Origin of the sequence: Peristeroidobacter soli (genome assembly GCF_004138485.1) — a bacterium.
In the GTDB taxonomy this organism is placed as follows: Bacteria; Pseudomonadota; Gammaproteobacteria; order Steroidobacterales; family Steroidobacteraceae; genus Steroidobacter; species Steroidobacter soli.
Window position 1 is genome coordinate 960,603 of sequence record NZ_ML142848.1, and the last position, 14,122, is coordinate 974,724.

Consider the following 14,122-nt stretch of genomic DNA (forward strand, 5'->3'; position numbering starts at 1 on the left):
GTACGTTTCACCGCACAACGGCGTTCCTCATCCAAACCCTTTATACGCGGATAGGGCAATCCCTCAAAAGCAGGGGAACGTGAGTCTGTTCACCTGTCCCAGAAAGACCCACCCCCTGACCCCCTCCCGTGCCGGGAGGGGGAATTCAATTTTTGCTCCCTGCGGGAGCACGGCTCATTCGGAGTTGCCCCCACCGCGGATTATTCAGACTGTGCGCGCCAGCAGCTGCCGATTCGAAACATCCATCGGGGGCGAAATCGCGCGCACTTGTTTCGTTGTGAATCAGAACTCCTGCCAGGCGCTGTCGTCGCCGCTGGCTTTGGCCATCGGCATGGGCGCCGGGGCCGGGGCCGGGCGAGCTGCCGGCTTGGCAGCGGGACGCTTGATCGCCGGACGCGCGATCGGGCGCACCGATGCAGCCGGTTTGGTCGACGCGATTCTGCTCGCGATCGGCGACTGATTGCCCGCCGTGCGGAAGAACGAAATCTCCGTCACCAGTTGCTGAGCCTGCTGCTCCATGGACTTGGCCGCCGAGGCCGCCTCTTCCACCAGCGCCGCGTTCTGCTGGGTCGTGTCGTCCATCTGTGTGACAGCATTGTTCACCTGATCGATGCCCTGAGCCTGCTCTTCGCTGGCGGCGGCGATCTCGGCGACGATGTCGCTGACTTTCTTGACGCTGTCCATGATCTCGCCGAGCACCTTGCCGGACTCGTCGACCAGCTCGCTGCCGCTGCGGACCTTTTCCACCGAGTCGCCGATGAGATCCTTGATCTCCTTGGCGGCCGTGGCGCTGCGCTGAGCGAGGCTGCGCACTTCGCTCGCCACCACCGCGAAGCCACGCCCCTGCTCGCCGGCACGGGCTGCTTCGACAGCCGCGTTCAACGCGAGCAGATTGGTCTGGAACGCGATCTCATCGATGACACTGATGATGTCGGCGATCTTGCGGCTGGAGTTGTTGATCTCCGCCATCGCACTGACCGCACGCGACACCACTTCGCCACCGCGCTCGGCCTGACCGCGAGCACCGCTGGCCAGCTGATTCGCCTGCCGCGCGTTATCGGCGTTCTGTTTCACCGTCGCGGTCATCTCTTCCATGCTCGATGCGGTTTCTTCCAGCGCCGATGCCTGCTCCTGCGTACGCTGTGACAGATCGTCGTTACCGCGCGAGAGCTGCGATGCCGCGCCGCCGACCGCGTCCGATGCGCCACGCACGCTGCCGACGATCTCGTGCAGCTTTTCATCCATACGCTTGAGCGCACCGAGCAGCACGCCGAATTCGTCACCACGGCTGGCGTCGATCTTGTGACCCAGATGACCGTCGGCGATGTTCTCGGCGACACTCATCGCCGTGCCGAGGCCCGACATGATGGCGCGCATCAGCAAGAGAGCGAACACGCCGGCGGCGGCGAGAGCGAGCACGATCGCGCCGATCATGATGGCGCGGTTGTGACTGAAATCGTCCTGCGCCCCTTTGAGAGCTTCTTCGGCGCGCTTGAACTGATGAGCCGATGCCACGGTGAGCGCGTCATCCAGGGCATCGAATGCCGGATCCATTTTCTCGACGATGATCTTTCCGGCCAGTTCGTCGTCGTTGGCAGCGACGGCGGCTTCGAACTCGGCGACCAGCGGTTTCAGCGTCTCGTGGGCTTGCTTGACCGCTGCGAATTTCGCCCGTCCTTCCTCGGTGGTCTGCTTGTCGCCGAAGTCCTGCATCATCTGATCGATGGTCTGCAGGTTCTCCTTGCGCTGCTGGTTGTAGCGTGCGATCGCGGCGGGATCGTCGGCCAGCACGGTCAACGAGACCAGCGCCTGCCGGTCGAGCTCGCGGGCCCGCAACTCGCCCAGATCGCCCATCACCAGCACCCGGCGCTGATACATGTCGTCGAGATCGGCGATGACGCCGTTCATGCCATACAGACCGAGGCTGCCGACGATGACCATGGAGGCCGCCAGCACCAGCAACGTGCCGATAATACGCGTGCGAATACTTAATGACCCAAAGCTCATACGAATCTACCAGTGAGTATTTCCTTCGGGTCTATCGACCTTACAGGCCTGACATTGAATACCGGAAGCGCCAAATCAGGGTGCGCCGAGTAGTGCGCTGCGAGTTACCCCGATGACGGATCGAGGCGCGCAAATGAAAACGCCCGGAGGTTCCGAGGAACCGCCGGGCGTGGAATAGCGAGGAAATATCTGTTCAGTCGCCGAGCGCGGTGCGCAGCGCGCTGATCTCATCGGCGCAATCGCGCATCACGTGCACGCACTTCTCGTTGTCGAGGCCCAGGCGCCAGAACGATTTCACGCCCTGCATGTTGAGCTCCAGATCGGCCTCGTGACCGAAGAAGCCGGCCATCATCACCGCCACGGTCAGCACGTCGGTCACGTCGCGCTCATCGTTGATGCGTTCGATGTTCTCGTGCTCGCCGATGGCTTCGGCGATGTGCTCGGGGAAACCCCAGTTCTCCACGATGGCCTTGCCGACGTTGGCATGCCAGTCGCGCATCAGCTGTTGCAGCGTCTGCGGTTCCTTGAAGAACGGATGTTTGTGAGCCCGCGCCAGGATATAGATCTTGCCCACGTTGTGCAGCAGGCCCGCCAGCATGGCTTCATCGGCATTGACGCTGGTGCGCGAAGCAACCGCATAGGCAAGCGCGGCCACGGTGGTCGCTTCCTGCCAGAGCGCTTCGAGCTCCTTGGAAATATGTTTCAGCTCGCTCGCCTTGCGCAGCTGCGCGATGGCGAACGACACGGCCGCGGTACGCACGTTGTTGTGACCGATGCGATTCACCGCGGTCTTCAAATCGGCTACGGAACGGCCGCTGCGATTCAATGCGGCCGAGTTGGCGAGCGTGAAGACGCGGGCCGCGAGACCCGCTTCGGAGCCCACCACGCGGGCGATCTGTTCATTGGAAACATGCTCGTCCGCCAGCACCTTGCGCACGCGCACGGCGACGTCGGGGAACGACGGCAACTCGACCTTGCCGGTGGAAACCTCGGCGGCCAACTCACTCACGAACGCGAACGCGGAGGCATGATCGGTGCCGGCGGTCATCTGAGCTTGTTGGGCGGCCTGGTAGGCGTTATGTGGGGTGCTCATGGTCGCGGTTGTGGCAGTCGGGCGGAATCTGTACAAACTCTACTGCGACGTGCTTCTCACGATCTGCGGCGCTGTTGGCATTTCTGAGCACCGCTGTACATATTTCTCGGCTAACCGTGCGCCAGCTTGCCGCTCGGCTGATCCGCGGTGAGCTGCAACACCTCGCCGGCGACCCGATGCAGAGGCAACACGTGCTGGGCGGCGCCCATTTTCACGGCGGCGCCGGGCATGCCCCAGACCACGCTGGTGGCCTCGTCCTGGGCAATGGTCGACGCACCGGCGTCGAGCATTTCTTTCAGGCCCCGGGCGCCGTCGTCGCCCATGCCCGTGAGAATCACGCCCACGGCGTTCGGGCCGACGTTCTGCGCCACCGAGCGGAACATCACATCCACGCTGGGCCGATGACGGTTCACATGCGGACCGTTGCTCAGTTTGCAGCGATAGCGCGCGCCGTCCCGTTCGATCAACAGGTGCTGATCGCCGGGCGCGATGTAAACGTGACCGGGAAGAATGTACTGACCGTCGCTGGCCTCGCACACCGACATCGGCGAGCAACGATTCATGCGTTCGGCAAACGGTTTGCTGAAAGCCGCCGGGATGTGCTGAGAGATGACCACGGCCGGTGCGTCCGGCGGCAACGCTTCGAGCACTTCGCGAATGGCTTCGGTACCGCCCGTCGACGCGCCGATCGCAATGATTCGATCGGTCGTGCGCAGGAAACGTTTACCGGAGCCAGCGGGCAACACCGCATCGGCACTGTGGCGCTGTTCGGTGTGCAGCGACGTGGCCACTGCCGGCCTCGGCGTCGACACTCGGGCGTTGACGCGAGCCTTGGACGCGACCTTCACTTTCGCGATCAGCTCGTCGGCATATTTCTCCAGGCTGCCGGCCAGGTCGACCTTCGGCTTGGTGACGAAATCGATCGCGCCCAGTTCCAGCGCGCGCAAAGTGACATCGGCGCCCTGCGCAGTCAGTGACGACACCATCACCACCGGCATCGGCCGCAACCGCATCAGGTTCTCGAGGAACGTGACACCGTCCATGCGGGGCATCTCCACGTCGAGCGTGATGACGTCCGGATTCAGTTGTTTGATCTTCTCGCGCGCCGCGTACGGATCGGTGGCGGTGCCGACGATCTCGATGTCGCGATCCTTGCTGAGCATTTCGCTCAGCAGCTTTCGCACCAGAGCCGAGTCGTCGACGATCAGGAGTTTGATAGCCATAAGGGTCGGACCGGTCCTCAGAACAGATCGATCTCGCCGGCCACTGGCGTCTTCTCCAGGCCCTTGAGGAGTTGTTCGTCTTGCGATGCCACGTCCCTGGCCACATCCCTGCCATGACTCGAGGTCAAATGGCGCACTCGAACGCGGCCAGTCAACGGGAAATACTGCACGTGACGCGGGCAGGTATCGCCCACGTCCTCGGACGTCACGCGCAAGCCTTCCTGCTTGAGGAACTCGCGCACGAAAGTCACATTGTGATCGCCGACATCGGTCAGCGTCTTCAGCACGCGGCCACCGCCGAAGATTTTCACTTCGAGATCGGCGCGCGTGCCGCCGGCCTTCAGAATGCGGTTGATCAATTGTTCCATCGAGGCGCTGCCATAACGGGTGGCGCGGCCGGCGGCGCCGGTCTCCCACGTGTCGTGACCGTTGCCGCTCGGCCGGGGCAGCATGAAATGATTCATGCCGCCGATGCCGAGCTTGGAATTGCGGATGCAGGCCGAGACGCACGAGCCGAGCACCGTGTCGAGCACTTCATCGTGAGTGGTCACGTAGAAGTCGCCCGGCAGCAGCTTGGCGATCACCTGGCCCTGCGGATTGGTGTAACGGCGAATGTTCTCGAAGCCCGGCAACACTTTCGCCAATGCTGGTTTCTCAACCATTGGCGCCCCCGTTGCGGCGGTAGATGGTTTTGCCAACCAGCTTGAAGGGCGCGGAGCCTGCATGAATGGATTCCGAGTGGCCGATACACAGGTAACCGCCGGGCGTCAGCAACTCGCTGAAGCGGTTCACCAGCTTCTCGCGCGTCGGTTGGTCGAAATAGATCATCACGTTCCGGCAGAAAATCACATCGAATGGACCTTTCATCGGCCACGCGTGCAACAGGTTGAGCGCTCGGAACGTAATCATCGATTTGAGATCGTGCTTGGCGACGGCGCAGCCTTCATGCTCGCCCGCGCCTTTCTGCCAGAAACGCTTCAGCCGCTCCGGCGAGACACTCGACATGCGGTCGAGAGGATAGATCCCCGCCGTGGCGGCAGCGACCACGTCGCTGTCGATGTCGGTGGCGAGAATCTTGAAGTCGTAACGTGGCGAAGACGGCAGCACTTCGTTCGCTACCATGGCGATACAGTGCGGCTCTTCACCGGTGGAGCAACCCGCGGACCAGATGCGAATCCGGCGCGAAGCGGCGTTGCGCTTCATCGCTTCGGGCAGCATGTACGAGGCCAACGCCTCGAAATGATGGTTCTCGCGGAAGAACGAGGTGACGTTGGTGGTGATCGCGTTGATCAGTCCGACCAGTTCCTCGGGACCGGCGTCGCGCAGATATTCGCAGTAGGACTCGTAGCTCGGCAGTCCGAGCTCGCGCAGGCGTCGCGCCAGTCGCCCCTGCACCAGCTGGCGCTTGTTGGGGCCGAGCACGATGCCGGCGTTCTCGCCGACCACGTGGCGGATGAAGTCGAACTCGGCGTCGCCGAGCTGAGGTCCATAGTGCGCGGAGTCGGCGGAAGGAGCGGATGAAGCTGGAGTCGGCATAGGGACGGATTCGGCGTGTGACCAACGGCTCGCAAGGTGGCCCCTCGCGAGCCGTTACTCACATTCATCGTAAGAAAGTTTGTTGATCAATTTGCATGTTTACTGTCATCAACTTTGATTACCGAAGCATTCCGTTCAGTAGTTCGATGGCTGATGTCAGGGTAGTCGATCAATCAACGCTTCCTCAGGCTGCTGGGCTCAGTGCCACTCCCGTGACATCCGCGCCGATCAGTTGATCGATATCGAGCAGCATTACCATGCGGCCCGACACAGAAGCCAAACCCTCGATGAACTCAGTGCTGACGTGCGCGCCGAACTCCGGCGCCGGCTTCACGTCGCTGGCGGCCACGTCGATCACGTCGGAAACACCATCGACCACCACGCCGAAGTCGCGACGGCCAGTGGCCGACTGCACCGTCAACACGATGATGACGGTGAGCGGGGTGTATTCGGCATGCTGCAGGTTGAAGCGCATGCGCAGGTCGACGATCGGCACGATCGAGCCGCGCAGGTTCAACACGCCGAGCACGTGGCTGGGCGCCTGCGGGATGCGCGTAACCGGCTGCCAGCCGCGAATTTCCTGAACTCGCAGGATGTCCACGCCGTAAGTTTCCTCGCCCAGCGTGAACGTCAGCATCTGGTTGGAACCGGCAGCGGCGGCATCGATCTGCGCGGCAACTTGATTGGTCATGAAACGGGTCTCCTGCTGTCTGTCGCGTTCGACCCCGGCAACCGGCCGGCGTCAGTGACAGCGCTCAATTTATGTATCGGCGTTTATCGGTGCGGGATGAGTAAGACATTCGCTGCATCGACCGTGCGCCGGCTCCGGGCGCTCCCACTTATGTCGTGGGGCGCCCGGCGCCGACTGTTAGAAATCGCTCCACTGGCTGTCATCGCCGCTGGCGCGGGCCAGGGGCGCCGGGGACGAAGCAACCGCCTTGGGCTTGCTCGCCAGGCCCGCCTTGCGGACGGCCTGCGGACGCGGACGCGTGACGGGCTGAGCCTGGCGAACGACCTCGGGAGCCGCATGCGAATGCGAGCCCGAACCCGTGATGCCGCTGCCGTCGGCGCGACGGAAATAGCCGATCTGGTTCACCAGCGTGCCGGACTGCTGTTCCATCGACTTGCTGGCCGCGGACGCTTCTTCCACCAGCGCAGCGTTCTGCTGCGTGACGTTGTCCATCTGGCTCACCGCGTTGTTCACCTGCTCGATGCCCGCCGATTGTTCTTCGGACGCGGCCGCGATCTCGGCGACGATGTCGGTGACTTTCTTGACGCTTTCCATGATCTCGGACAGCGTCTTGCCGGACTCGTCCACCAGCTCGGAGCCGACCTTGACCTTGTCGACGGAGTCGTTGATGAGGCCTTTGATTTCCTTCGCGGCGCTGGCGCTACGCTGCGCGAGGTTGCGCACTTCGGTCGCGACCACCGCGAAGCCGCGGCCCTGTTCGCCGGCACGCGCCGCTTCGACGGCCGCGTTCAACGCGAGCAGATTGGTCTGGAAGGCGATCTCGTCGATGACACCGATGATGTCGGCGATCTTGCGGCTGGAGTTGTTGATCTCGCCGACCGCGGCGATCGCACGCTGCACGACTGCTCCGCCCTTTTCGGCCTGTTCGCGAGCACCCACCGCCAGCTGATTCGCCTGACGCGCGTTGTCCGCGTTCTGTTTCACCGTCGCGGTCATCTGCTCCATGCTGGAAGCGGTTTCTTCCAGAGCGGCCGCCTGTTCCTGCGTACGCTGCGACAGATCGTCGTTGCCATGTGACAGCTGACGAGCCGCCGCGCCGACCGCGTCCGCGCTGCCGCGCACGCCGCCGACGATTTCAACCAGTTTGCCGTCCATGCGCTTCAAGCCTTCGAGCAGGCGACCCAACTCATCGCTGGTCTCGACACGCACATCGTTGCCCAGCTCACCGCTGGAGATCCGGTCGGCGATGCTCACCGCCGTGTTCAATGTGCTGACGATGGAGCGGATGATCAGCCAGCCGAGCAGACCGGACAGGCCGATGCCGACCACGATGGCGCCGATGATGAAGGCGCTGGATTTCTTGAACGACGCGTCCGCTTCGGTGCGCATCACCTGCGCCACTTCGATCTGCGTCTTGAGCAGATTGTCGCCGGCGGTGTTGAGCTTCTCGTAGGCCGGACGGGCCTTCTCGATCAGGGTGCTTTCGGCGGCGCTGAAGTTGCCGGACTGCGCGGCGAGCATCGCCTCCTGCACCAGCCCGAGCACATCGGCGCCGTTGGCGCGGAACTGTTCGACGATCTGGCGCTCCTTGTCGGTCAGCTCGGTGGCGTCGAGCTTGGCGAGCAGCTCTTTCACTTCGCCCTGACGTTCCTGGAGCAGATCGAGCGCGGCCTTGACCGCGGCGCCATCCTGACGGATGACCACTTCCTCGGCCTTTTCGAGCACCGCGCGCTCATGAGTCTCGATGGTGCCGACCCAGCCCGTGGGCATGAAGCGATTGGAGAAAATCGCATCGAGGTCGGCGTTGGAAGATCTAGTGCCGCTCAAGCCGATGCCGCCGACCAGGATCATCACGACCCCGGTCAACGCCAAGGTCGCGAACAGCTTGGCCTTGACCGAAATATTCCACGTGTTCATACGATCGATTCCTTAGCTCGCTTTTGAGCCCCAACTTGCTTTTGTGAACCCCAGACAAAATCCTTGGCGGGCGCCCGGACAATCCGTTGGGCGCACCGGCTCCCCGCTGCCCGGTGTCAGGCAGCCAGCCTCTGCGTCGCGACCCGGATCAGACCCGGCACGTCGAGAATCAATGCCACGGCGCCATCGCCCAGGATGGTTGCGCCCGACACGCCGTCGACTCGACGGAAATTCGTTTCCAGAGATTTGATGACCACTTGCTGCTGACCGAGCAGGTCGTCGACGAACAAGCCGACTTTGCGGCCCTCGCCTTCCACGACCATGATCAACCCTTCGTGCAGCTGGGTCGTGCGCGGCTCGACGCCGAACACTTCATGCAAGCGCACCACCGGCACGTAGCCGTCGCGGAACCAGAACACTTCGCCCGAGCCTGCGACGCGGTTCACCATGCCCTGCTTCAACTGCAGCGACTCGATGATGGTGATCAGCGGCACGATGTAGGTTTCGGTGCCGACCGCAACCGACTGACCGTCGACGATCGCCAGGGTCAGCGGCAGCGTGATGATGAAGCGCGAGCCCTTGCCGTATTCCGAGCGCACTTCGATCGTGCCGCCCAGCTCCTTGATGTTCCTGCGCACCACGTCCATGCCGACGCCGCGGCCGGAAATGTCAGTGGTCTGCTCGGCGGTGGAGAAGCCCGCCATGAAAATCAGCTCGTAGATCTGGTCGTCGGACAGCGTTTCGTTCGGGCCGATCAGGTTGCGCTCGCGCGCCTTCTTCAGGATGCGGTCCTTGTTCAAGCCGCCGCCGTCATCGCCCACTTCGACGGTGATGGCGCCGCCCTTGTGATACGCGTTGAGGAATACGGTACCGGTCTGTGGCTTGCCCGCGGCAGAGCGCACGTCGGGCATTTCGATACCGTGATCGACGCTGTTACGCACCAGGTGCACCAGCGGATCGCCGATCTTCTCCATGACCGTCTTGTCGAGCTCGGTCTGGTCGCCGGTCATTTTGAGTTCAACGTGCTTGCCGAGACGACCGCTCAAATCGCGCACCATGCGCGGGAAGCGGCTGAACACGAAGCTGATGGGCAACATGCGCACGCGCATGACGCTTTCCTGCAGCTCGCGAACGTTTCTTTCCAGCGTCGCCAGGCCCGAGCGCAACTGCTCGGCGGCATGGCCGGTGAACTTCGAGCCCAGCTGAGTGAGCATGGACTGCGTGATCACCAGCTCGCCGACGGTGTTCATCAGCTCGTCGATTTTCTCGGTGCTGACGCGGATCGAGCCGCCGTCGGTGGCACCGGCCTTCGGACCTTCGTGAACCGCTGCGGCAGCGGCCGGATGCGGCGCTTCCTTCGGCGCTTCGGCCGGCTTGGCGTCCGCGATATTCACGACGTTCGAAGGCTTCGCTTCCGACGCGGGCGCCGCAGTGGCGGCCACAGGCGCTGCAGCCTGCACCGGCACTTCTTCTTCGGTGATCTGCAGATCGCAATCGCCTTCGGCCCAATCGAACACGCCATTGACCACTTCGCGGGCGGCGTCGGTGTCGAGGGTCAGATCCCAGGCGAGATAACAGGATTCCGGCTCCAGCGCTTCGAGCGACGGCAACGCGTTGCCATCGAGCTTGACGCTGAGCTCGCCGATCTCGCTCAGCTCACGAATCATGCGCAACGGATCGTTACCGTGCACGAACAGCTGCGGGTACGGACGGAAGCTGATGCGCCAACGATGCGCGACGCGCGGCTTCGCCGCTTCGACGGCGGCGGGAGCCGGAGCGGCTGCGACGACCGGAGCGGGAGCAGGCGCGGCGGCCGGCTGATTCTTCTGTGCGATCGCCAGCTCCAGATCGAACTGCAGATCGGCGACGCGCTGCGCGTCGATCGGTTCCTTACGCTGCACCGAGCGGAGCATTTCGCGCATCACGTCCACTGACTTCAGCAGCAGATCGGTGACGTGCCGCGTCACCTGCATGCGATTGCCACGCAGCTCGTCGAGCAGGGTTTCGCAAGTGTGAGTGAACGAGGCCACTTCGGAGAAGCCGAAGGTCGCGCTGCCCCCCTTGATGGAATGAGCGACGCGGAAAATCGTGCCGATCAGCTCCGGCTCGGGCGCGCCGAGATTGAGCTTGAGCAGGGCGGCCTCCATCGAGTCGAGCGCTTCGAAGCTCTCCTCGAAAAAGGCGTCGTGAAATTGGGCGAGATCGATGGCCACTCTTGTTTACCTCAGCACGCGATGCATAGTCGCCACCAGTTGCGCCGGATCGAAAGGTTTCACGATCCAGCCGGTGGCCCCGGCGTCCTTACCTTCTTTTTTACGGTCCGGGCCCGCTTCGGTGGTCAGCATCAGAATGGGGATGTGGCGATAGGCGGATTCGGCGCGCAGCGCGCGAATCAACTGGATGCCATCCATCACCGGCATGTTGACGTCCGAGAGCACCAGGTCGAAACCCGATTGGCGCGCGATGTCGAGCGCTTCCTGGCCATCGCTGGCGGAAGTCACCTCGAAGCCCGCGCTGCTCAGCGCGATGCGCACCATGTCGCGCATCGAAGGAGAATCGTCGACGGCCAGTATCCGCGTCATGCGGCAACTCCTTTTGTCTCGAAGCCGAGCAACTCACCGACGCCGAGCAGACGCACTGCATCCTGCAGCGCCTCCGACTCGCCACGCCAGGCGACGCTCTGGTTGCGACCGCTGCGATCGCGCACGAAGGCGCACAGCAACTGCATGGTCGCGGTATCGACCCGTTCGACGGCGCTCACGTCGAGGGTCACGGCGTCGCCGTGATTCGAGAAAGCGCACAAGGAAGTCTTGAGGGCAGCGGCATCTTTCACGCTGCAGTTGGAAGCCAGCACCACGATGGGATCGCCAACGACGGCGGGCTCGGAAGATTCAGTGACAGCCACTTCGGCAATGACCTCGGCAACGGACGTTTCTTCCGTCGCCACCTCGGCGACGGCTTCGGCAGCCTGCTCAGTGGAAGCGTCGGCGATCGGCTCGACGGCGGCTTCGGCAACGACAGTCTCTTCAGCAAGCCCGGCGGCGACTGCGGCGACCGGCTCGCTGGCAACATCGGCGACCGCCTCGGCCGCGACGGCCTCGGCAACCTGCTCGACCGACGCATCGACCACCGACTCGGCGACCAGCGCTTCGACCGCGGTCGGGCTCAATTCAACGGCGCATTCCATCGCAGCCTCGGCAACGACCGGCACGTCAGCGCTCGCAACGTCCACGCCCGTCGCCTCGGTGACCGATGCGGCTTTGGCTGAACGTTTGCGCTTGCTTGTTTTCATGACGCTGCTTGTGGGTCGTAGTACTGATTTCACAGATTCGGGATTCATATCGGCATATGAGGGGGCGGCTTTAGGTGAGCTACGTCGCACTACTTAACCGTGGCCGGCTAAAGCTCGGGGATTCCCTGCCGTTAAATTGGTGAAGCAGTTCACGTTGGCACCGAACTCGCACGAGTAGCCCTGTCATGCGTATCGACCTGGTCGACTTTCGCACTACCAGCCCGGCCGGGAGCACCAGCCCCAGCCTGCTGTCGGAGTGGCGCGTTGGCGCGCTCCTGCAGGCTATTGCCGTGCGCGACGCCGCCAGCGGCCAGCTGTACCTGGATATCGGCGGTCAACGGCATAACGCCCGTCTCGCCAACGGCAACGGCGCTGGCCCGGCCAACGGCGAAGTCCTCAATGTCCGGGTGCTGCGTAACAGCCCGGTGCTGGCGTTGGAAACTCTCTCCTCTTCCGCAGCGATCGGCGCCGACGCGGATACCGCTGTCGTTTCCGATGCCATGCGTCGTTTCGTACCTCGTCAGGAAAGCCCCGCGCTCATGCTCGCCAATCTTTCCTGGCTGGCCCAAGGAAAAAATGTGGGCAAGAATGGCTTCGACGAACTGCCGAAGGCCGTGACGCAGGCCGCCGCTCAGCTCTGGCAGTCTTTGCCAGATGCGGAATCCCTCGGCGACCCGAAAACGCTGGCGAATGCCATTCTGCGCTCCGGCACTTTTCTGGAAGCGAATCTCGCCGATGTGTCGGGGGGAACGACCGAGCCGAAAGTCCTCGTCAATGATTTGAAAGCGTTGATGCTCACATTGAGCCGTACGCTGCGCGATAGTGGTGCGCGTCCGAATGCAGCTCGTTCGGATATCGCGATGGATGCCGCCCCTCCGAGCGCTCGCGGGCCGTTGACCTCGCTGAACGCAGCGCCGGCCACCTTCTCGATGATCGACGGGGCCGAGCAGCAGCTCAATGAATTGTCACGTCAGACCGAGGGTGCCATCGCGCGTCTCACGACGACGCAGATCACCAACACCGCGCCGGACCCGGCGATGCAGTCGATGCTCATCGAGCTGCCGGTGCGCCATGACGATCGGGCCTCCATGCTCCGTCTGCGCGTCGAGCACGACGAATCCCGCAAGCGTCAGGGCGGCGGCGATTCGTGGAGTGTCGAAGCCGCCATGGATCTTGGTCCGGTCGGCGCGTTGCATGCGAAAGTGACTCTGAGCGGTCATCGCGTCGGCGTGCAACTGCGGGCCGAATCGCCTGCCATTGTGAATGCGCTGTCCGCGCATGCCGGCGAGCTCGAAGCCATCCTGCGCGACGCAGGCCTCGAGATCGATCGAATCGTTTGTTTGCACGGCATGCCCGTTGGCGACACCGGTGCGCGGGCCGCGCGCTTATTGGACGTACGCGCATGAACGAACGTCCCAAGCCACCGATCGCCGTTGCGCTCCACTACAACGTCAATGGCGGTGGCGCGCCTCGCGTCGTCGCCAAAGGCGCCGGTCAGATCGCGGAAAAGATCGTCGAGACCGCTCGCGAACACAACGTCCCCTTGCAAGAGGACGCGGCGCTCGCCGGCGCGTTGTCTAAACTGGATATCGGACGGGAAATTCCCAAGGAACTGTACGTGGCGGTTGCTCACGTACTCGCGTTCGCCTGGTCGATCGCGGGCAAGAGCCCGCCGCCGGCGAGCTCGTCACGTCCGGAAGATCAGACTTCCCAGACCGCGCGACTGCCGGCGCTGAGTTACTCGCGGTTCAGCTGACCACGCTCAACAGCGAGCCACGCTTGCGGCCAGTGATCTGCGGAGCCGGCGCCTGCTGTTGCGGAGCCTGAGCAACCTGCTGCTGTTGACGAGCCTGCCAGGCAGCCACTTCCGGCTGTGACTTGGCGGCGTGCAGACGAGTCAGCAGCTCGGCTTCATGACGAGTGATACCGCAGTTCGACACCAGATCTTCGACGGCGGAGCCGTTCTTGGCCATGCGCAGCGCCAGGTCGTACCCACGCGCCTGAGCAGTGGCGACGGCAGCCGGCAGTTGCGGACGGCGCGAGTCCGTTTCGGCGCGCTCGCTCATCGCTTCGATGCGCGCGCTCATGACCGTCACGGTCTCGTGCAGGGTGCGCATTTCGGTGAAAGCGCGATCGAGCTGATCCCGCAGCGCCTGGGAATCCCGCTCATCGGCCCGCCGCCAGCGCGTGAACGCCAGCGCGAAAATCCAGAACGCGCCGATCAGCAGCACGGCACGGCCGGCGATCAGCACGGTTTCCAGCGAGGGATTGGGCAGAATTTCAAACATCGCGACTCCCGTCAGATGGCGTCAAACCTTTGGCGCGCGCCGCAGGTCCCGACAGGATAGGAGCAGGATGCGTGC

13 protein-coding genes are annotated in these 14,122 nt (G+C 63.4%); 2 read left to right on the forward strand and 11 right to left on the reverse strand.

The annotated features are described in order from the left end of the window. Positions 1–282: 282 nt before the first annotated feature. The 10 genes from EKO19_RS39425 to EKO19_RS03890 form a co-directional block, all read right to left on the reverse strand. Complete coding sequence (locus EKO19_RS39425) at positions 283–2,007, reverse strand: methyl-accepting chemotaxis protein (RefSeq protein ID WP_129775070.1); 1,725 nt, start codon at positions 2,005–2,007, stop codon at positions 283–285. A 193-nt stretch (positions 2,008–2,200) separates the two neighbouring features. After that, complete coding sequence (locus EKO19_RS03850; RefSeq protein ID WP_129775071.1) at positions 2,201–3,100, reverse strand: HDOD domain-containing protein; 900 nt, start codon at positions 3,098–3,100, stop codon at positions 2,201–2,203. A 110-nt stretch (positions 3,101–3,210) separates the two neighbouring features. Then, positions 3,211–4,323, reverse strand: coding sequence for a protein-glutamate methylesterase/protein-glutamine glutaminase (locus tag EKO19_RS03855; protein ID WP_129775072.1), 1,113 nt, complete (start codon positions 4,321–4,323; stop codon positions 3,211–3,213). Between the two features lie 17 nt (positions 4,324–4,340). Next, positions 4,341–4,985 (reverse strand): chemoreceptor glutamine deamidase CheD, encoded by a 645-nt coding sequence (locus tag EKO19_RS03860; protein WP_129775073.1) that lies wholly within the window; start codon positions 4,983–4,985, stop codon positions 4,341–4,343. Continuing rightward, on the reverse strand, positions 4,978–5,859 hold the full coding sequence (locus tag EKO19_RS03865; protein ID WP_129775074.1) for a CheR family methyltransferase: 882 nt from the start codon (positions 5,857–5,859) through the stop codon (positions 4,978–4,980). Before EKO19_RS03865 ends, EKO19_RS03860 begins: the two co-directional genes overlap by 8 nt. A 184-nt stretch (positions 5,860–6,043) precedes the next feature. After that, entirely contained in the window at positions 6,044–6,550 is a 507-nt protein-coding gene (locus tag EKO19_RS03870; protein WP_129775075.1) for a chemotaxis protein CheW, read from the reverse strand. Positions 6,551–6,727: 177 nt separating this feature from the next. Beyond that, complete coding sequence (locus EKO19_RS39430; protein WP_129775076.1) at positions 6,728–8,467, reverse strand: methyl-accepting chemotaxis protein; 1,740 nt, start codon at positions 8,465–8,467, stop codon at positions 6,728–6,730. Between the two features lie 116 nt (positions 8,468–8,583). After that, positions 8,584–10,680 (reverse strand): chemotaxis protein CheA, encoded by a 2,097-nt coding sequence (locus tag EKO19_RS03880; protein WP_129775077.1) that lies wholly within the window; start codon positions 10,678–10,680, stop codon positions 8,584–8,586. Between the two features lie 6 nt (positions 10,681–10,686). After that, positions 10,687–11,049 carry a response regulator gene (locus EKO19_RS03885; RefSeq protein WP_129775078.1) on the reverse strand — a complete coding sequence of 121 codons (363 nt, stop codon included), beginning with the start codon at positions 11,047–11,049 and terminating at the stop codon, positions 10,687–10,689. Beyond that, the gene (locus tag EKO19_RS03890) at positions 11,046–11,759 is read right to left on the reverse strand and encodes an STAS domain-containing protein (RefSeq protein ID WP_157995109.1); all 714 of its coding nucleotides are present in this window, start codon (positions 11,757–11,759) and stop codon (positions 11,046–11,048) included. The genes EKO19_RS03885 and EKO19_RS03890 overlap by 4 nt, the downstream gene beginning before the upstream one ends. 185 nt (positions 11,760–11,944) lie before the next feature. On the opposite strand from EKO19_RS03890, the gene fliK reads away from it, so the two are divergent. Next, on the forward strand, positions 11,945–13,165 hold the full coding sequence (gene fliK, locus EKO19_RS03895; RefSeq protein ID WP_129775080.1) for a flagellar hook-length control protein FliK: 1,221 nt from the start codon (positions 11,945–11,947) through the stop codon (positions 13,163–13,165). Then, positions 13,162–13,515, forward strand: coding sequence for an EscU/YscU/HrcU family type III secretion system export apparatus switch protein (locus EKO19_RS03900; protein ID WP_129775081.1), 354 nt, complete (start codon positions 13,162–13,164; stop codon positions 13,513–13,515). The genes fliK and EKO19_RS03900 overlap by 4 nt, the downstream gene beginning before the upstream one ends. On the opposite strand, the gene EKO19_RS03905 is transcribed toward EKO19_RS03900, so the two are convergent. Beyond that, complete coding sequence (locus tag EKO19_RS03905; RefSeq protein WP_129775082.1) at positions 13,508–14,047, reverse strand: DUF2802 domain-containing protein; 540 nt, start codon at positions 14,045–14,047, stop codon at positions 13,508–13,510. The two genes, EKO19_RS03900 and EKO19_RS03905, sit on opposite strands and share 8 nt — an antisense overlap. Positions 14,048–14,122: the final 75 nt, after the last annotated feature.